General features: G+C 35.9%; 18 protein-coding genes and 1 riboswitch. Of the genes, 7 read left to right on the plus strand and 11 right to left on the minus strand.

The window, feature by feature from the left end:
• Positions 1–106: 106 nt before the first annotated feature.
• Together aroD and A9G09_RS06525 are read right to left on the minus strand one after the other, a co-directional pair.
• Positions 107–871, minus strand: a complete 765-nt coding sequence (gene aroD / locus A9G09_RS06520; RefSeq protein ID WP_065634064.1) for a type I 3-dehydroquinate dehydratase — start codon at positions 869–871, stop codon at positions 107–109.
• Between the two features lie 99 nt (positions 872–970).
• The gene (locus A9G09_RS06525; RefSeq protein ID WP_065634065.1) at positions 971–1,843 is read right to left on the minus strand and encodes a shikimate dehydrogenase; all 873 of its coding nucleotides are present in this window, start codon (positions 1,841–1,843) and stop codon (positions 971–973) included.
• 610 nt (positions 1,844–2,453) lie between these two features.
• On the opposite strand from A9G09_RS06525, the gene A9G09_RS06530 reads away from it, so the two are divergent.
• Together A9G09_RS06530 and rsmB are read left to right on the plus strand one after the other, a co-directional pair.
• On the plus strand, positions 2,454–3,797 hold the full coding sequence (locus tag A9G09_RS06530) for a Na+/H+ antiporter family protein (RefSeq protein ID WP_065634066.1): 1,344 nt from the start codon (positions 2,454–2,456) through the stop codon (positions 3,795–3,797).
• Positions 3,798–3,834: 37 nt separating this feature from the next.
• A complete protein-coding gene (gene rsmB, locus A9G09_RS06535; protein ID WP_065634067.1) occupies positions 3,835–5,124 on the plus strand; it encodes a 16S rRNA (cytosine(967)-C(5))-methyltransferase RsmB in 1,290 nt (429 codons plus the stop codon).
• Positions 5,125–5,236: 112 nt separating this feature from the next.
• Here the strand turns inward: rsmB and A9G09_RS12720 are convergent, their stop codons facing one another.
• Together A9G09_RS12720 and A9G09_RS06545 are read right to left on the minus strand one after the other, a co-directional pair.
• Entirely contained in the window at positions 5,237–5,446 is a 210-nt protein-coding gene (locus A9G09_RS12720) for a hypothetical protein (protein WP_141671539.1), read from the minus strand.
• Between the two features lie 467 nt (positions 5,447–5,913).
• Positions 5,914–6,450, minus strand: coding sequence for an NAD(P)H-dependent oxidoreductase (locus tag A9G09_RS06545; protein WP_065634069.1), 537 nt, complete (start codon positions 6,448–6,450; stop codon positions 5,914–5,916).
• Positions 6,451–6,573: 123 nt separating this feature from the next.
• On the opposite strand from A9G09_RS06545, the gene A9G09_RS06550 reads away from it, so the two are divergent.
• The 3 genes from A9G09_RS06550 to radA all read left to right on the plus strand — a co-directional run bounded on the left by A9G09_RS06550 (position 6,574) and on the right by radA (position 9,485).
• Positions 6,574–6,915, plus strand: a complete 342-nt coding sequence (locus A9G09_RS06550) for a helix-turn-helix domain-containing protein (RefSeq protein WP_065634070.1) — start codon at positions 6,574–6,576, stop codon at positions 6,913–6,915.
• A 209-nt stretch (positions 6,916–7,124) separates the two neighbouring features.
• A complete protein-coding gene (gene serB, locus A9G09_RS06555) occupies positions 7,125–8,099 on the plus strand; it encodes a phosphoserine phosphatase (RefSeq protein ID WP_065634071.1) in 975 nt (324 codons plus the stop codon).
• 9 nt (positions 8,100–8,108) lie between these two features.
• Positions 8,109–9,485 (plus strand): DNA repair protein RadA, encoded by a 1,377-nt coding sequence (gene radA / locus A9G09_RS06560; RefSeq protein ID WP_065634072.1) that lies wholly within the window; start codon positions 8,109–8,111, stop codon positions 9,483–9,485.
• Positions 9,486–9,696: 211 nt separating this feature from the next.
• On the opposite strand, the gene ppnN is transcribed toward radA, so the two are convergent.
• Positions 9,697–11,073 carry a nucleotide 5'-monophosphate nucleosidase PpnN gene (gene ppnN, locus A9G09_RS06565; protein WP_065634073.1) on the minus strand — a complete coding sequence of 459 codons (1,377 nt, stop codon included), beginning with the start codon at positions 11,071–11,073 and terminating at the stop codon, positions 9,697–9,699.
• 473 nt (positions 11,074–11,546) lie between these two features.
• Positions 11,547–11,671: riboswitch (molybdenum cofactor riboswitch) on the plus strand.
• Here ppnN and moaA point away from each other — a divergent pair.
• Entirely contained in the window at positions 11,667–12,641 is a 975-nt protein-coding gene (moaA, locus tag A9G09_RS06570; protein WP_065634074.1) for a GTP 3',8-cyclase MoaA, read from the plus strand. Its footprint overlaps the riboswitch before it by 5 nt.
• On the opposite strand, the gene gluQRS is transcribed toward moaA, so the two are convergent.
• The 3 genes from gluQRS to folK all read right to left on the minus strand — a co-directional run bounded on the left by gluQRS (position 12,621) and on the right by folK (position 14,630).
• Complete coding sequence (gluQRS, locus tag A9G09_RS06575) at positions 12,621–13,517, minus strand: tRNA glutamyl-Q(34) synthetase GluQRS (RefSeq protein WP_065634075.1); 897 nt, start codon at positions 13,515–13,517, stop codon at positions 12,621–12,623. The genes moaA and gluQRS overlap by 21 nt on opposite strands.
• Positions 13,518–13,553: 36 nt before the next feature.
• Positions 13,554–14,009, minus strand: a complete 456-nt coding sequence (dksA, locus tag A9G09_RS06580; RefSeq protein WP_065634076.1) for an RNA polymerase-binding protein DksA — start codon at positions 14,007–14,009, stop codon at positions 13,554–13,556.
• A gap of 135 nt (positions 14,010–14,144) precedes the next feature.
• Positions 14,145–14,630: a 2-amino-4-hydroxy-6-hydroxymethyldihydropteridine diphosphokinase gene (gene folK, locus A9G09_RS06585; protein WP_065634077.1), complete on the minus strand. Its 486-nt coding sequence runs from the start codon at positions 14,628–14,630 to the stop codon at positions 14,145–14,147.
• 206 nt (positions 14,631–14,836) lie between these two features.
• Between folK and A9G09_RS06590 the strand changes: the two genes are divergently transcribed.
• Positions 14,837–16,216, plus strand: coding sequence for an MmgE/PrpD family protein (locus tag A9G09_RS06590; RefSeq protein ID WP_065634078.1), 1,380 nt, complete (start codon positions 14,837–14,839; stop codon positions 16,214–16,216).
• Between the two features lie 53 nt (positions 16,217–16,269).
• Here A9G09_RS06590 and A9G09_RS06595 read toward each other — a convergent pair whose 3' ends face one another.
• From A9G09_RS06595 to A9G09_RS06605, 3 genes are read right to left on the minus strand one after another with little or no spacing between them, the layout of a single operon-like run.
• Positions 16,270–17,022 carry an amino acid ABC transporter ATP-binding protein gene (locus A9G09_RS06595; RefSeq protein ID WP_065634079.1) on the minus strand — a complete coding sequence of 251 codons (753 nt, stop codon included), beginning with the start codon at positions 17,020–17,022 and terminating at the stop codon, positions 16,270–16,272.
• 11 nt (positions 17,023–17,033) lie between these two features.
• The gene (locus tag A9G09_RS06600; protein WP_065634080.1) at positions 17,034–17,705 is read right to left on the minus strand and encodes an amino acid ABC transporter permease; all 672 of its coding nucleotides are present in this window, start codon (positions 17,703–17,705) and stop codon (positions 17,034–17,036) included.
• A complete protein-coding gene (locus A9G09_RS06605) occupies positions 17,702–18,487 on the minus strand; it encodes an amino acid ABC transporter substrate-binding protein (RefSeq protein ID WP_065634081.1) in 786 nt (261 codons plus the stop codon). Before A9G09_RS06605 ends, A9G09_RS06600 begins: the two co-directional genes overlap by 4 nt.
• Position 18,488 lies beyond the last annotated feature (1 nt).

Genomic DNA, 18,488 nt, shown 5'->3' on the forward strand with positions numbered 1-18,488 from the left:
TACTTATCAAAAACAATGTAAAATTTGCCAATATCTTTATGAAGATGGTTATTCTAAGTATCTGCTATTTATAGGATTTAATCTTACATATTATTGCAAAATGGTTCTATTGTTTACAGCGATATAACACATCTAAAATGTAACGTAATTGTTTAACATCGAGCTGTCCGGGAGCTGAGGCATTTTTAGCCGCACCAAATGTCATTGCTGAACCAAATATTGTGCCAGCTATTCGACTAATTGTGCCAAGACCAGCCATTGACATGGTGATAATTGGTTTAGTGGCATACATTTCATTCATTTCGGTGGTAGCAGCAAGAAGCGTTAATACATCTTCTGTCTTTTTGGGCATAACCGCAATTTTAGGGATATCAGCGCCTAAATCTTGCATTTTACGTAATCGATAAATAATACCGCTTTTAGTCGGTGTTTTTTCAAAATCGTGATTTGAAGCTACAACAAAGACATTATTTTTATGGGCAACATCAATAATTTCTTTAACATAGCTATCACCAATAAAGACCTCAACATCAATTAAATCAATTAAACCGCTTGATGCCATCGTTTTATTTAACTCAATATAAGCGCTTAACGGCCAAGGTTTTACACCACCTTCATTTGCTGTTCGAAAGGTAAATAAAATCGGTTTATTTGGTAATAAATCAGCCATTTTTTTTGCCATGGCTTTTACCGAGTCGAGATTATCAACTTGACAATAATGATCGGCGCGCCATTCTAAAACATCAAAATCGATATCTTGTAGATAGGTAATTTCTTCAAGCAGTTCTTCTTCAGTTTTACCAACTAGTGGCACAATGATTTTAGGGGCGCCTTTACCTATCTCTATATTTTTTATAGTAATTGTTTTCATGTTATATCCTGTTAGCAATAAATTGATACTATCTTTTTTTAGTCATTTAAATCGTTATAATTAGATAGTCATTCCAATTCAAAAAAATCTTGCTATCTATTAATCGTTAAATCCCATTTTCTCTTTTACATACTCAATGGGTGCATCTTCACCTGTCCAAATTTTTATTTGAGCAGCACCTTGCCATAACATCATGCCGATACCATTTAAGGTTTTACAACCTTGCTTTTCGGCAATTTCTAATAATTTGGTTTTGCGAGGGCTATAGATACAATCAGTGACGACAAGCTCAGGCCTTAGTAGGGTGGGATCGGTTATTAAACTTTGTCCTTCTAAGGGTTTCATGCCAACTCCGGTCGCATTACATAGTACGGTACTATCAGCTATTGCTTTACGTAATTGCGTTTCATTAGCAAGATCAAAAACCTGAACTTTACAATTTGTGTTTTCATTCAATTTTTTAGCAACAGTTTCAATTTTAGCGTAGCAGTCATCTTTTTGATTGAAGATAGCAATCTCATTTACTCCGTCGAGTGCTGCTTGAACCACAATTGCTGTTGCTGCACCACCAGCCCCTAGTATCGTCATTTTTTTGCCAATAACATCAACGCCAGCTTCTTTGAGCATGCGCATATAACCAATACCATCTGTGTTATAACCGGTCAACACACCATTATCATTAGATATAGTATTACAAGCACCACTCATTTCAACAGCAGGGGTCAACTTATCCAAATAGTTACAAACCAATTGTTTATTTGGCATCGAAACTGCGCTACCACGTAAACCTAATGCACGAAGCCCTTTTATGGCATCGGGTAGCTTTTCTTGATCGACTTCAAAAGCTAAATAGACATAAGGAATATTCAATTTAGAATAAATGGTATTTTGCATCTGAGGGGATAAGCTGTGACGAATAGGATATGCCATTAAACCAATCAGTAAAAAATGACCGTCTATATTACTTCTCATTAATAACACTCCATAACAAACTTTTATAGATCGCAAAACTTAATTTTTAAATAAGGTAAGCAATCAATTCTATTACCTAGATTTTTATCTTGCATGACTAAAACTGCATAAAACATCATTATAACTGGATTGAGCGACAATGATAAGAAAGTTATTTTATAACACATTGAATAATCGGTATCTTATTGTGTGCTAATAACCAATTTAATGTATTGTACTTTATATTGAAAAGTTAATTTATATAAATTATCAATTTTATGAAATTATTGCGCCGAGCCTATACCGGTTATTTTAACGTTTAGGCATTATTGTCGAAACTCAACAATCCTTTATCTAGTTGATTCTGTAACGTGTAGAATATTATCAATAATCGTATAAGTTTGATAGCCGATGGCTAAAATCAAAGAGTTAAATTAACCAAATTGAAAAAAAATCGTTGATCAATTAAGCTGGTCTTTTTAAGTTAAGCCTATAACAAATCGTTAAAACTAAGCATAAATCTAAAATGCTACTGTTAAATCTGCTAATTAGTGAGTGTACACTATCAATTGCACTTTCAGTATCGATCACCTAAAATGCTAAGCTTTACTGATTAACCGAAAATCTTTTTATGAATATAGTGCTTGATTTGTTCTCGTCCATAAATGCTGTTGTTGTCGCGGTAGTTTGCATGTTAATTTTATCGCTCTGCCGTGTTCATGTCGTGATTAGTTTAATTATTGGGGCATTTATTGGTGGGCTATTTAGTCATTTATCATTGAAAGAAACCATTGATGCCTTTAATACTGGTATCAGTAATGGTGCTAATATTGCACTATCTTATGCCATGCTCGGTGCCTTTGCGGTTGCAATATCAAAATCAGGCTTACCAGAGTTATTGGCCGATAAAGCTATTGAGCAGCTGACATCAAGCAGTGCGAAAACCCGAATTAAATGGTTATTAATCATCATTATTGCATTAGTAAGTATTTCCTCACAAAATGTTATTCCTATTCATATTGCCTTTATACCACTTTTAATTCCACCGCTTTTATATGTTATGTCACGTTTGCAATTAGATAGACGAATGATTGCTTGTATTATGACATTTGGTCTTATCACTCCTTATATGTTTTTACCCATAGGTTTTGGCAACATCTTTTTAAATCAGATTTTATTAAAAAATATTATCTCATCAGGTATGGATGTCAGCCATGTCAACGTGATGCATGCTATGGCTATACCTGCTTTAGGTATGTTTATTGGTTTATTATGGGCAATTTTTATCAGTTACCGAAAACCTCGTGAATATAAAATTATTCGCCAAGAGACCAACTTATCAGCGTTAAATAATGTGAATAAGCGTTCACTTTTTGTTTCACTTTTAGCGATAGTGCTATCGTTTAGTATCCAACTTTACACTGGCTCAATGATTTTAGGCGCCTTAATTGGTTTTATTTGTTTTATTGTATCAGGCACAATTAAATGGGGTGAAGCCGACGGTGTTTTTACTGATGGTATAAAAATGATGGCAATGATTGGTTTTGTGATGATCTCTGCACAAGGTTTTGCCGAAGTTTTAAAACAAACTCACGAAATTGAGCCTTTAGTGATTAATAGTGCAGCTTTATTTGCTGGCAATAAAGTGATAGCCTCATTTATGATGATGTTAGTAGGATTAGTGATTACATTAGGTATTGGCTCTTCATTCTCAACTGTGCCAATTATTGCCGCGATTTATGTTCCACTTTGTGTTCAACTTGGTTTTTCACCGATTGCAACAGTCTGTTTAATTGGTGCATCAGGCGCTATTGGCGATGCTGGTTCACCGCCATCTGATACTATCTTAGCAACCTCAGCTGGGCTTAATAGTGACGGGCAGCACGACCATATTCGTGATAGTGTTATTCCAACTTTCACCCATTTTAATATCCCCTTATTTATTGCGGGTTGGGTGGGTTCATTAATTTTATAATAAGTCGCTCTCTAATTGAGCTAGGTTATTATCTTGTATGAATAAAAAATTACACCCTAACATTCGTGCAGTTTGTGCACAGGTCATTTTTAATGTATTGGAAGGTGGGCAATCACTCAATACAGCGTTAACTGCTGAACATGACAAAATAGCCGATAAAGATCGTAGCTTAGTTCAAGAGATTTGTTTTGGGGTAATGCGAGTATTACCGGAGCTCAATTTTTATATTCATCATCTCATGGCTAAAGTCATGACTGGTAAAAATAGAGTTTTGCATTATCTATTATTAGTCGGGATTTACCAGATTCTTTATACCCGTATTCCTGAACATGCCGCGGTTGGTGAAACGGTCAATGCGGTTAATGTTTTAAAAAAATCGTCACTAAAAGGTTTGATTAATGGTGTATTACGTGAATTTTTACGCCAACAAACATCGTTACAACACACTTTTAGTCAAAGCAGCAAAGAGCAAACAAGCCGAACATTACACCCAAGTTGGTTAGTTAACCGTCTAAAGCAAGCTTATCCTGATAAATGGCAAGCAATTATTGCTGCCAATAATCAAAAACCGCCCATGTGGTTGCGTGTTAATCAAAACCACTATTGTGTAGCTGATTACCAGCAACAATTAGCTGACGTAAAAATTGAATCACAAGTTTATCCATCAATGCCGAGTGCATTACAGGTAATTACACCGGTTAATGTGAACAAATTACCTTATTTTGAAGATGGTGCGGTAACGGTACAGGACTTATCTGCCCAATATGCCGCTTACTTATTGGCACCTCAAAATGGTGAACAGATATTAGATATGTGTGCTGCACCAGGCGGTAAAACTACGCATATTTTAGAAATAGCACCACAAGCACAAGTATTGGCTGTTGATGTTGATGCTAATCGAGCAAAACGTATTGAACAAAATTTGACGCGTTTAAAACAGCACGCCGAAGTCAAAGTAGGTGATGGTTTAACGCCTGAAAAATGGTGCAAAGGTCGAATTTTTGATCGCATTTTGCTTGATGCACCTTGTTCGGCAACAGGGGTGATTCGGCGACATCCTGATATCAAGTGGTTACGTCGTGATGCCGATATTGCTCAATTAGTTGAGTTACAGTACGCTATTTTAACTCAAATTTGGCCCTATTTGAAAATAGGGGGAACTTTAGTCTATGCTACCTGTTCAATCTTACCTGATGAAAACAATGCACAGATCACGCGTTTTCTCAATGAATATCGTGACGCCCAATTACAAGGTGAAATTAAACAACTACTACCGAGTGAACATGGCGGTGACGGCTTCTTCTACGCGGTATTGCAGAAAATTTAACGCCTAAAGGTGAGCGCTGTTTATTGCTCCTAGATAGGCCTTTAAAGTTTATTATAATAAATAAAGCCTTTTTATAACTTATTATGCTCAACTGAGCATAGTGATTTATTTCCTATTTTATTGACGAGGAAGGCTTTATCTTATCGGTTAATTTTTTGAGGAGATAAAAGAGCACAATCGCACACAAAAATGGCACACCAAAAATTACCCACAACCCAGCAGGATCAAATTCACCGTCGGCTAAAGCAATACCCGTATAATTAAGAAAATCATCAATCGCGTAAGCAAGCTTTTCGAGCGAACGAAGTATTGGTTTTGACAAAAAAACCACTGCTTGACAGATAAGATAGATCACTATGAATACGAGAATCGATGGTAAGCGTTTTTTAGGTTGGTTTGAAGTTATCATATTGATATTATTCGTATGTAAATTTTGCATCATTTAAAACAATTAAACTGAACTCACCATTTAATAATAACGACGAGATCAAAGCATTAATTGTGCTAAACGTTAATTTTAACAGATGTGAACCGTTTAGCAAGGTGATGGTAGATGATTGTTTTTTCTATTTTTAAAAAGGATTTTTTGCTTTTAGATATAGCAAATTGTGATCGTTATTTCTATTGGGATTTTTTTAGTAAAAATACCTGAGTAAAAGAATTTTGAGCTAAATAACAAGGCAAGGTTAAACTATTTTTATTAATCAAGCTGGGATTGATAATTTTCTGTAGTATTAATTAAATCAAACATGATGATATATATTAATAATATATATCATCTTTTACCGATTAGCTGTATTTTTTTATTCTTTGAGCTAACTGTTTTGAATGTTCTAAGGCATTTGCTTTTATTTCACTTTCACCTTTCATAATTGGAGAAACACCATAGAGTAATGCAGGTGGAAGATATTCCATTTGTGTGTAGCGTGCTGAAATCTTAACCGACTCAAGTAAATTTTTGATTAAATCGGCGCTATATTCTTGAACATTTTTCTCAGCTTGCCCAATTGTTAAACTTGGTAATAACTTTTTACCTTTTAATTTATCGCCTTGTGAGCCATAAGCAAATTGGTAGGTTAATACCTGATCAAACCATATTTTAAGTATTGCTGGCATGTTAAACCAATACATAGGGTATTGTAGAACGATAAGATCATGCCTCAGTAAAGCGGCTTGTTCCTCTTGTACATTGATTTTGTAATCTGGATAAAGTTGGTGAATATTACGAATTTCTAAATCCGTAATCTGTTTTTGCAATGATTCTATAATGGTTTTGTTTGCAATAGATTGTTCAATATTGGGATGACCTAAAATAATTAATGCCATGATGATTCCTTTTGGATTTATACTATAAAAATGTGAGCGACTATTATTAGTTTATGCCTTAATAGGTTTATGGCAATATCTATCAAATTAGATAGTTATAAACTTAAAGCGTTAGGTAGTTAAATGGAACTAGACAAGCAAAGCACTGTAAAAACTTATAACAATAAAACATATTATTGCCCTATCAGCTTAGCGATGGATTTAGTTGGTGGAAAATGGAAAGGGGTGATACTTCATTATTTACTTTCTGGCGAAAAACGCTTTAGTGAATTAAAAACCATCATCCCAGAAATTACCGATATGACATTAAGTATTCAACTTAAAAAGCTTGAAGAGGATGGCTTAATTACGCGCACGGTTTTTGGGGATAAACCGCCATTAAAAGTGTTATATAGATTGACCCCACAGGGTGAACGGATACGTCCTGCATTAGAACAACTTTGCTTGTGGGCATTAACGCTATGACATATCTATAATGATATGGGTAAGTATTAAAATGGGTTTGATAAATTGAATTTTAACCAAATACAATTATCAAAATTAAAACGGCAAAGACACTTTGACGAATTCAATTTATGTTTAGATACTGAATATAAAACACCTTACCCATTTGGACAATCTTTTGTAGATATGATAAATTTTGGCTTCGTTTCACGTTATAAAGATTTTCTGATATGGCTTACACACTTACCTACAATGATTTACCTGAAAATATTCAATCTTGGCAAGGTTTACCGCTATCTTTAAATGGATGCGAAGTGGTACCCCTTGACTATAATGCGGGTAAAACAGGTTGGATTATTTATGGCAAAAAATTAAATAAAACTGTTTTATCAAAATTCCAAAACCAACTAGCTATGCCAATGGTAATTGTGTCGTCGTGGAAAATTAAAACATATCAGATTGTTAGAATTGCTGGCGTCATGCCTAAAAAAGCTAAATCCATTTCATTGGCTTTAAGTATTGATGTTGCGCCCATTGATAATTTGCCATCATTACATTCACCGGGACTACTTGTTATGGATATGGATTCGACTGCAATTGGCATTGAATGTATTGATGAGCTGGCTAAATTACAGGGTGTTGGTGAACAAGTGGCCGCTGTGACGGAACAAGCCATGCGCGGCGAACTTGATTTTGCTACAAGTTTACGTAAAAGAGTGGCAACACTTAAAGGTGCGCAGCAAAATATTTTACAACAAGTGAAAGATACGTTACCTCTTACGCCAGGCTTATCTTATTTAGTGAGAGAATTACATAAAAAAAATTGGCATGTTGCAATCGCTTCAGGCGGCTTTACCTATTTTGCTGATCATCTAAAACAAAAGTTAAAGTTAGTTGATGCTTATGCCAATGAGTTAGAAATTAAAAACGGTAAATTAACCGGTAAGGTTATCGGGCCGATAGTTGATGCAAAATACAAAGCCAGAACCTTACAGCATTTAGCGACATCACTAGATATTCCAATAGAGCAAACTGTTGCTATCGGTGATGGTGCTAATGATTTAATGATGCTTCGTATAGCGGGTCTTGGCGTAGCTTATCATGGTAAACCCAAAGTGGTGGAAAAAGCACGGATTAGCATTAATTATGCGGATTTAACCGGATTGTGGTGTATTTTATCAACCAGTTTATTAAGTGAAGGTTAGGAGAAAAGTTTGGCAAAAACAGTAAAGCGTGCTTATGTCTGTAATGATTGTGGTGCTGAGTATCCTCGTTGGCAAGGTCAATGTAGCGCTTGTCATGCATGGAATACTATTACGGAAGTTAGATTAGCCAGTACTTCATCACGTAATGATCGATTATCCGGTTATGCCGGTGGTGCAGGACAAACTAAAATCCAAAAATTATCTGAAATTAGTTTAGAAGCGCTACCAAGGTTTTCGACTGGCTTTTCTGAATTTGACCGCGTACTTGGTGGTGGGGTTGTCCCTGGCAGTGCTATTTTGATTGGCGGTAATCCCGGAGCAGGCAAAAGTACGTTATTACTGCAAACCATGAGCAAGCTTTCTACGCTAATGAACACGCTGTATGTAACTGGTGAAGAATCATTGCAACAAGTTGCGATGCGTGCACATCGATTAGGATTACCCACCGATAATATCAATATGCTGTCTGAAACCAGCATTGAACAAATTTGTTTACTGGCAGAACAGTCACAACCTAAATTAATGGTTATTGACTCTATTCAAGTTATGCATCTTGCTGATATTCAATCTTCACCCGGTAGCGTCGCCCAAGTGCGTGAAACCGCTGCTTACTTAACTCGTTTTGCCAAAACTAAAGGTATTGCCATTATTATGGTTGGTCATGTGACTAAAGATGGATCATTGGCTGGACCAAAAGTGCTTGAACACTGTATCGACTGCTCAGTTTTATTAGATGGTGATGCCGATTCCCGCTTTAGAACACTACGTAGTCATAAAAATCGTTTTGGTGCAGTGAACGAGTTAGGTGTATTTGCCATGACAGAACAAGGCCTAAAAGAGGTGAGTAATCCATCAGCAATCTTTTTAAGTCGTGGTGATGAAATGTTACCTGGTAGCTCTGTTATGGTGCTATGGGAAGGAACAAGACCATTATTAGTTGAAATTCAAGCTCTTGTTGATCACTCAATGTATGGTAATCCAAGACGCGTTACTGTCGGTTTAGAGCAAAACCGATTAGCACTATTACTTGCTGTTTTACATCGTCATGGTGGGTTACAAATGGCCGATCAGGATATTTTTGTTAACGTTGTTGGCGGGGTAAAAGTGACCGAAACTAGTGCCGATTTAGCATTAATTGCTGCATTAGTATCGAGTTTTCGTAATCGCCCATTACCGCAAGATGTGGTGATTTTTGGTGAGATTGGTTTAGGCGGCGAAATACGCCCAGTACCGAGTGGACAAGAACGAATTGCTGAGGCTGCAAAACATGGTTTTAAAAAAGCGATTGTACCTTTTGCCAATATGCCTAAAAAGAGGCCTGAAAATATGCAAGTTTTTGGCGTAAAAAAAGTCTCAGAAGCGTTAGATATTTTAAATGATTTTTGACCGTTAGGTTAATTAAAATAATGGGCTACCGACATCTTAATTAGATAACAATCCAGAGTTGTTGGTAGGCTTATTGATTACTACTAAGCAATTATCGAACTAATTAATCAGTCACTTTAACGTCAACAACTAATTCCCCAGTTGTAATGATTACTCTTTTTGAACGTTAAAGTGACCTACAAATTATGTTTTTTTACTTTTATTGGCTCAGTTAATAACAGATTTCGTAACAAGGTTTATAAGCAGTACCACCAGGTAACTTCATACGGTCTTGTTTAACAAAACTACGCAGTAAATTATCAAGTTGCGTCATGATCTCTTTATCGCCTTGCAATTTATAGGGACCATGCTCGGCAATCTGTTTCATACCAAACTCTTTAACATTACCTGCAACAATACCAGAAAACGCTCGGCGCAAATCAGCAGCTAATAATTCAACTGGCTGATCTTTATGTAAATTAAGTGAAGCCATGTTTTCGTGTATTGGTTCAAATGGGTGTTGTAACGATTCATCTATTTTTAATAGCCAGTTAAAACCGTAAGCATCGCCAGTGGCTAAACGCGAAGCTTTCACTTGTTTTACCCCTTCCTTCATTATACGAGCCACTTGTTCTGGCGAATCAATGACAATTTGATAAAGTTTAGTCGCTTCATCACCTAAGGTATTGCGAATAAAACTATCAATCGCAGCAAAGTAGTCTTCACACTCTTTGGGACCGGTTAAAATAAGAGGAAGTGCTTGATGTTTATTTTCAGGATTTAGCATAATACCTAAAATATAAAGCAATTCTTCAGCGGTGCCAGGCCCACCTGGAAAAATAATAATACCGTGAGCAATACGTACAAAGGCTTCGAGTCGTTTTTCGATATCCGGCATAATAATGAGTTCGTTAACTAACGCATTTGGTGGTTCTGCCGCGATAATTGATGGTTCGGTTAGACCGATAAAACGGCTGTCTTTATAACGTTGTTGAGCATGACCAACAGCAGCCCCTTTCATTGGCGCTTCCATAATGCCTGGTCCACAGCCAGTGCAAATATTAAGCTCACGCAAACCAAGTTGCATTCCTACTTGTCTGGCATAGTAATATTCACTTTCGTTAATTGAATGGCCACCCCAACAAACAACCAGATTGGGCTCTTCGCCGACATGCAATGCGTTAGCATTACGTAAAATAGAGAAAACCAGATTGGTTATATAAAATGAGTGATCTCTATCCAATTTAACATTAGAAACTAATTGTTTAACGGCACTGATTTGGCTATTCAAAAAGAGAATATCGCGCAGTACAGCAAAAAGATTGGCTTGAATAGAACGAATCATTCGCTTATCGACAAAAGCACTTTCGGGCGCATCAATCAACTCTAATTTCACCCCGCGTTCTTTACTAATTACATTAATTTCGAACGATTTAAATCTATCTAATAACTCTTTGGTACTATCGGTTTTACTACCCGCATTAAGGGTCGCTAAAGAACAATTTCTAAATAATTGATAAAGCTCACTATTAGCAGATTTTTTTAACATATCAACTTCAGCTTGTGCAAGCAAATCCATTGATCCTAATGGGCTAATATGGGTAATCATTACCACCTCCATTTGACGGTTTTATCGACAAAAAATCATTATATATTCAACCAGAACTTTTAATAAGTAAAGTTAAGAATAATATAATATTCTAATAAATTGATATATCCTAAAAGGTATAAGTAATATTGATATAAATTAGATTTTTATACTATGATGATTAAATTATCAATTACATAGATTAAGCCATAAGGAAATGTGACAATTATGAAAAATGATTTTTGTTTACTTAAAGGCACTGTAAGTAAATTGAGAAATTGATAAATTAGTTAAGCATTATCTAAAACTTCATAAAGATGATATGCGGTGGGTTTATCTTTATCGCCATGCTCCATCTATTCCAAATTACATTACAGTTATCAATACTTAAAATGGCAATGACAAACTTGAATCAATAATTTAAGTCCTAAATTGTTATTTATTATGTTGATATTGATTAATTGTTCATGGTCAAAAAATCGAGTCTATGCTAGACTAAAACAAACTCTGAAGCTATTTTACCTAAGTGAATTTTTAGTTTCATATGGTAACTTAGCCGCGGTATAGCGCAGAAATGGCTATGCTTCCCGATTTGGATAAGGTGTTTGTTATATATGCAATTAATGGATAATTATCAGCGTCGATTTCAGTATCTACGCTTGTCGATTACCGAGCTGTGTAATTTTCAGTGTCAATACTGTTTACCCAATGGTTATCGCCCTAATAAAGATCATCACTTCTTAACGCTTAATGAGATCGATAATATTGTATCGACCTTTACTGAACTTGGTGTGCATAAAATTCGATTAACCGGTGGAGAGCCGACCTTACGTCGAGATTTTATCGATATTTTATCAATGATCTCCTCTTATCCTAGTGTTCGCGATGTGGCGGTGACAACTAATGGTTCACGTTTATTGAAAAATGTGCATCATTGGCATCAAGCTGGACTGAGTTCGATTAATATTAGTATTGATAGTTTTTCTCCCCATTTATTTAAATTAATTACAGGCCAAGATAAACTTAAAGAACTATTGCAAGGGGTGGAAAAATCATTAGAAGTAGGTATTAAAAAAGTTAAAATTAATACTGTATTAATGAAAAATATGAATGATAAATTGAACGATTATTTAGCTTGGATAAAGTACCGTCCGATAGAGTTACGCTTTATTGAACTTATGGAAACCGGTGAAAGCCAAGACCTTTTTAATCGTTATCATTTAGCGGGTCACTCCATGGAATTACAGCTCATTGAACAAGGTTGGCAGTTACAACCTAAACAAGCTTTATCTGGCCCAGCTAAAGTTTATTATCATCCTCAATACTTAGGTAAAATTGGTTTGATTATGCCTTATTCAAAAGATTTTTGTAAAAGTTGTAATCGCTTAAGGGTCTCTTCAATAGGTAAACTGCATTATTGTTTATTTGGTGATGCTGCGGTAGATTTGCGTGATTTACTGGTTAGTTCTGAACAAAAAGCACAATTAAAAGCACGAATTTTAGCCTCGCTAATGATAAAACCTGAAAAACATCTATTACACCAACATAAAGTTGGTATTACGCCAAATTTATCTTATATCGGTGGATAATGGCTTATTTTGTTTCGGTATTAATGCGAGATTCCAATGGCTGATTGCCCAATCAAGTAGCTGTTGCTGAGTTGCATCTTGCCAATCAAGCGGTAGGGGTTGACCTAAAAATTGTAATGCTTGCGCAGTGATTGATTGAATATTGCTAAGTTCAATGGCTTTAGCGTGATTTTGTTTAGATAATTTATTGCCATTATTATCCAGCACTAAAGGCAGGTGGCAGTAGCTGGGAACGTTAAAACCAAAAAGTTGATAAAGTGATATTTGTTTACCGGTAACGGGCAATAAATCTGCGCCGCGCACAATTTCGGTGATGCCTTGGTGATGGTCATCGAGTACCACTACTAAATTATAAGCAAATAAACCATCTTTGCGGTGAATAATAAAATCTTCATTCGCATTTATTGCTGCAATTTTTTGTAAACCTAGAATTTTATCCGTGAACTCAAAAATAGGGTGATTTTGCTTTAAACGTATTGCATATGGTTGATCATCTTTTAGTGTTAAATGTTGTTGGCGGCAAAAACCATCATAAAATCCGTTAGGTAATAGCTGTATTCGTTGTCTTGTGCAATTACAATAGTAGGCTTGTTGATTTTGTAGTAACTGATTTAATGTAGCTCGATAGCGTTCACTACATGCGGACTGATAAAGGACGTGGTCATCCCAATATAAGTTGAGTGCCTCTAACGTTTTTAATATTAAGGATGATGCACCTTTTACTTCTCTTGGCGGATCGATATCTTCTATTCGAACGAGCCACTTACCATGCTTTGATTTTGCTTGTAAATAGCTTCCTAAGGCGGTCACCAACGAACCAAAATGTAAAGGTCCCGATGGTGACGGTGCAAAGCGACCAATATAGCGCTTAGACATATTTGTTAAATATGTGAATGTGTGAACAAATAGGTATTACATACCCATCTGTTTTTCGCGAAGTTCAGCAAGTGTTTTACAATCGATACATAAATCAGCCGTAGGTCTTGCTTCTAAGCGACGAATGCCAATTTCTACGCCACAAGATTCACAATAACCAAAATCATCAGTTTCGATTTTCTTTAATGTTTTCTCAATCTTCTTGATCAGTTTTCGTTCTCTATCCCGAGCGCGTAATTCTAAGCTAAATTCTTCTTCTTGAGTTGCTCGGTCGGCTGGATCTGGAAAATTTGCAGCTTCATCTTGCATGTGTGAAACAGTTTTTCCCATTTCACCTTGTAATTGAGCAAGCCACGCTTCTAAGATGAGTTTGAAATGCTTCAATTGCTTAGGATTCATATACTCCTCGTCTTTAGCCTCTTTATAAGGCTCAAGTCCCGCAATTGAAAGCAGGCTTAGAGAAGATGTATTTACTTTTTGTTCCTTTTTCACAGCAATCCCCTTAAGTACAGATTATTTGCAAGCGGTAAACTATAGCAATAAATTAGCCGTTGGCAAATTTTTTTTAATATTTTTTTGCTTAAATCGAAATAAAATGTGACAACTCTATGTTATTAATCAAGATAATTAATTATCCCACTTTTTTAATCCATTTTCGGGACATTTCTTGACTAAGTCATACAAGTTATCGTTATCAGGTAAGACTAAGTCTGGAGCGATATCAAATAAGGGATAAAGAACAAATTCTCTTTTTTTCATATGGTAATGTGGAATAGTTAATCGTTCAGTGTTCATGATTAACTCATCATACAACAAAATATCAAGATCTAACGTTCTTGCTCCCCAACGATTCTCTTTGCGAACGCGCCCTTGTGATTGTTCAATCGATTGTAAGTGATCCAACAATTCAATGGGTGATAAGGACGTTGATAACTTAATTACGGCATTAAGATAATCATTTTGATCCTGAGGACCTAGCGGTTTACTCCGGTAAAAAGGTGAAACATCAACGACATCAGTATCGGGTAATTGTTTTAAAGCTGCAATAGCCTGTTTTGCTTGCGCAAGGGGATCTTGTAAATTACTTCCTAAGGCAATATAACAAATTGACATAATAAAACTTGCTAGTTTCTGATATGGATAACTCAAAGGTGATTTAGTTTAACATATAAAATTTTAGTCAAGAAAGCCTATATTAATACAACTGTATAATCTAATGATTTTTAGTTATAAAAATATAATTTTATAATCTTTAATTTATTACTGATTATCGGTTATTTTAATCAGTAGGTGAATCAAACCGTTTCAATGAGCAGCGAATGAATTTAGGCAAACAGTTAAGTTGTTTAATAAAAAATACACCGTTAATTACTGATCCTCACACAATTGAGTGTGCGATTAATGGTGTGATTGATTATTTTGCGTGTAGTTTACAAGCGCATGATGATAGTGATGCACAAAAGCTTTTGGCGTGGATAGCGGATGAAGGTGGACATGCCCGATCTTGGCTTGTTGGGCAAAAAAAATTGGCAACAGCACGCCAAGCTGCCTTATTTAATGGCTATCAAGCGCACTGTTTAGATTATGATGATGTGCATGCTGATGTGCGAGGACATCCTTCGGCTGTTATTTTATCGGCACTGTTTGCCAGTATTCGGTTAGACAACCAAAATGCGATTGATCTGAATGGACAACGGTTTTTAACGGCGTATATTATTGGCGTTGAAGTTATGGCTTTATTAGGTAAAAGCGTCAATCCACAGCATTATGAAAAAGGTTGGCATACAACTATTACGCTCGGGGCAATGGCGGCAACGGCAGCAATTTGTTATTTGTATGATAAGCCTTTTTTATCTCAAGCATTAGCATTAGCGGCAACCCAAGCGTCAGGAATGCGCTTACTCATGGGCACACCGATTAAATTTTTACATGCAGGGCTAGCGGCTCAACAGGCGATCCAGTCTATTGAATGGTTAAGTATTGGGATATCGGCTGATAAAGATTTTCTCGATGAAAAGTTAGGGTTTCTAGCGGTTTATGGGCAAGGTAATGGTAATTTTAGTTTAAATCAATGGGGCAAAAGTTGGAAGATTGCTAACCCTGGATTATGGTTTAAGACTTATTCTTACTGCTCTGCGGCTGCATATATAGCCGATGCGGGACAATTACTGTTTCAGCATCCAAAATTTAATTGTCATGATATTACTCATATCACAATTTTCTTTGCACCACCCAACAGTGATGCCGCGCTAATTTATTCATTACCAACCCTAGCGGAACAGGGGCGATTTTCTGCTGAATATATTTTAGCGTTAACGCTATTGGGGATCCCTCTTGATTTTGAACAATTTTCCTCAAATCGCATACCAGAGAATATTCATAATTTGATGCAAAAAATGCAACGTACTTATCAAATTCAAGATAGCTGTCAGATTGATGTTACCGCACAACCAGAAGCTTATACTGGACGCTATGTTGTGGTAGAGATTCATTTTAATTCTGGAAATACAATTTGTCAGCGGATTGATAACCCCAAAGGTTCCCCAAACAATCCTTATACCAAGCTTGAGATGCAGTTGAAATTAAAAAAAGCAGTAGGAAATGAACAACAAGCCGATAATTTAGTGAAAGATATCTATCAATTGGCTACAGGACTAAGCGTTGACCAATTTGTTAAACGACATTGGTTAACGCTTTAAACCTCTAAGCGATAGAATGATTTCTTACTTTTATTGAATGAACAAGGTGTTCACTAAATTTCGAAATTAATATCGTCGCTTAATTGACGCAAGAAGCGTTGCGTGAGTGCATGTTGTGGATTATCGATAACAGATTTAGCCACACCCTCTTCTATAATAATACCATTAGCCATAAAAATGATACGATCAGCAACATATTTGGCGAATTCCATTTCGTGAGTGACAATGATCATTGTAATGTTTTCTTTAGCAAGTTGTAACATGACTTGTAATACTTCGTGTACCCGCTCAGGATCGAGCGCTGATGTAGGTTCATCGAATAATAGCACTTTGGGCCTCACCGCTAATGCTCGAGCAATGGCAACCCGCTGTTGTTGACCTCCGGATAAAGTACTTGGGTACTGATTTGCATATTCGAGCATGCCTACATGGGTTAATAGTGATATGCCAAGCTCTTTAGCCTGATTTTTATTCATTTTTTTACCCACTCTAAGTGGGTAGGTAATATTTTCTAACGCTGTTTTATTTTTAAATAAATTATAGTGTTGAAATACCATGGAAGATTGTTTACGTAAATTGTTCTCATCTTTATGACTGTACTGATTACAATTAAGAACAACCTCACCGATACGAATTGTACCTGTATTAGGTTTTTCCAGTAAATTTAAACAACGTAATAATGTTGATTTTCCTGAACCAGAAGGACCAATAATAGCGACAACTTCGCCTTGTTTTACCTGCAAGTTAATATCTTTTAGCACTTCATTATCAGCAAACCGTTTAGATAAATGAGATACAGAAATCATTCCTTTGCTCCTTAACGATGATAAGGCTTGGTGAGTTTACGTTCTAACTGTTTTTGTATCCAAGAATAAGCAACAACAGTTAGCCAATAGACAATACCCACCGCTAAGTAGGTTTCAAAATAAAGAAAAGAGTTTGCCGTTAACATCTTCCCTGCGGCAAGTAATTCTTGCACACCAACAAAAAAAGCCACGGATGAATCTTTAAGTAATGAGATAAACATATTACCAGTATTTGGCAGTGCGTTGATCATAGCTTGTGGCAATATTATGCCTCGATAAACTTGAAAAATACTTAAACCTGATGTAAGTCCAGCCTCTTTTTGACCAATATCGACCGATGCTAATCCTGCCCGAAAAATTTCGGCTAAATAGGCTGAATATTTTAGACTAAAGCAGATAATGGCCGCTGTAGTTGCACCCATCTGTTTTAATACTGGAAAAATTTGTGGCAATCCGTAATAGATAATAAATAGTAAAACAACTGAAGGGATCCCTCGAAATAAAGAAATAAACAGCGAAAAAATCGAATCGACAATAACAATGTTATTGTTTCTTACCAGTGCGATAGCTAGTCCTAAAACAATGGCGAAAATAATCGACACGATAGAAATAAAGAGTGTCACCGGCAAATAAGGTAAAATCTGCGGGAACACACTTAAAAAATAGTCTATGTTAAAATTCATGAGGTAATATCTTCGCCAAAATATTTAATTGATAGATTTTTCAATGTACCATTTGCACGTAACTTTTCTAAAGCTTGATTAAATTTTTCACGTAGTGCTTTACCTTTTTCATCTTTACTAAATGGAAACGCTACTTGTTCGATAGTTATTGGTTCACCGACTAATTTAAACGGTAAATTTTTTCGTTTGATTTCAGCAAGTAAAATTGGTTTAGAATTTACATAACCGTCAACACGCTGGTATTCAGTGTCATACATTGCGCCATCTCTTGTTTCGTAAGTTTTAATTGTGACTTCATTATTTGGAAATGCTTTTTTCAAATTGTTAATGTGATTTGAACCTAGCACGCCAGCAATAGTTTTACCCTTAAAATCAGATAGAGTATTAATAGTTTGATTATCTTTATGTGTAACTATTTGGCTACCATAAAAGCTGTAAGCATTGGAAAAATCGTATTTGGCTTGGCGGGCTGGCGTTATTGCAACAGCATTGGCAATGGTATCTAATCGCCCTGAATCAAACTGCCCCATTAAGCCACCGAATTCAGCAATGACCCATTCAATTTGATAGCCTAACTCGTTAGCAATCGCTTGTGTCACTTCAACATCAAAACCAATTAACTTGCCGTCTTGTTTGAATCCATTTGGATAGCTTTGCCCTGTTGAGCCAACTTTAATGACTTTTTGTTCTGTTGCTTGATTGGTCGCTTTATCATCACAACCAACTAGTAGCGTCAAGCACACGAATATTACTGTCGATACTATCGTTTTTATTGTTCTCATC

The sequence above is a fragment of the Gilliamella sp. wkB292 genome (assembly GCF_001690235.1).
Lineage (GTDB): Bacteria > Pseudomonadota > Gammaproteobacteria > Enterobacterales > Orbaceae > Gilliamella > Gilliamella apicola_F.

Bases quoted from the DNA above. Each gene is read 5' to 3' on its own strand.
- aroD (WP_065634064.1), bottom strand. From the start codon at position 871: ATGAAAACAATTACTATAAAAAATATAGAGATAGGTAAAGGCGCCCCT.
- A9G09_RS06525 (WP_065634065.1), bottom strand. From the start codon at position 1,843: ATGAGAAGTAATATAGACGGTCATTTTTTACTGATTGGTTTAATGGCA.
- A9G09_RS06530 (WP_065634066.1), top strand. From the start codon at position 2,454: ATGAATATAGTGCTTGATTTGTTCTCGTCCATAAATGCTGTTGTTGTC.
- rsmB (WP_065634067.1), top strand. From the start codon at position 3,835: ATGAATAAAAAATTACACCCTAACATTCGTGCAGTTTGTGCACAGGTC.
- A9G09_RS06545 (WP_065634069.1), bottom strand. From the start codon at position 6,450: ATGGCATTAATTATTTTAGGTCATCCCAATATTGAACAATCTATTGCA.
- A9G09_RS06550 (WP_065634070.1), top strand. From the start codon at position 6,574: ATGGAACTAGACAAGCAAAGCACTGTAAAAACTTATAACAATAAAACA.
- serB (WP_065634071.1), top strand. From the start codon at position 7,125: ATGGCTTACACACTTACCTACAATGATTTACCTGAAAATATTCAATCT.
- ppnN (WP_065634073.1), bottom strand. From the start codon at position 11,073: ATGATTACCCATATTAGCCCATTAGGATCAATGGATTTGCTTGCACAA.
- moaA (WP_065634074.1), top strand. From the start codon at position 11,667: ATGCAATTAATGGATAATTATCAGCGTCGATTTCAGTATCTACGCTTG.
- gluQRS (WP_065634075.1), bottom strand. From the start codon at position 13,517: ATGTCTAAGCGCTATATTGGTCGCTTTGCACCGTCACCATCGGGACCT.
- folK (WP_065634077.1), bottom strand. From the start codon at position 14,630: ATGTCAATTTGTTATATTGCCTTAGGAAGTAATTTACAAGATCCCCTT.
- A9G09_RS06590 (WP_065634078.1), top strand. From the start codon at position 14,837: ATGAATTTAGGCAAACAGTTAAGTTGTTTAATAAAAAATACACCGTTA.
- A9G09_RS06595 (WP_065634079.1), bottom strand. From the start codon at position 17,022: ATGATTTCTGTATCTCATTTATCTAAACGGTTTGCTGATAATGAAGTG.
- A9G09_RS06600 (WP_065634080.1), bottom strand. From the start codon at position 17,705: ATGAATTTTAACATAGACTATTTTTTAAGTGTGTTCCCGCAGATTTTA.
- A9G09_RS06605 (WP_065634081.1), bottom strand. From the start codon at position 18,487: ATGAGAACAATAAAAACGATAGTATCGACAGTAATATTCGTGTGCTTG.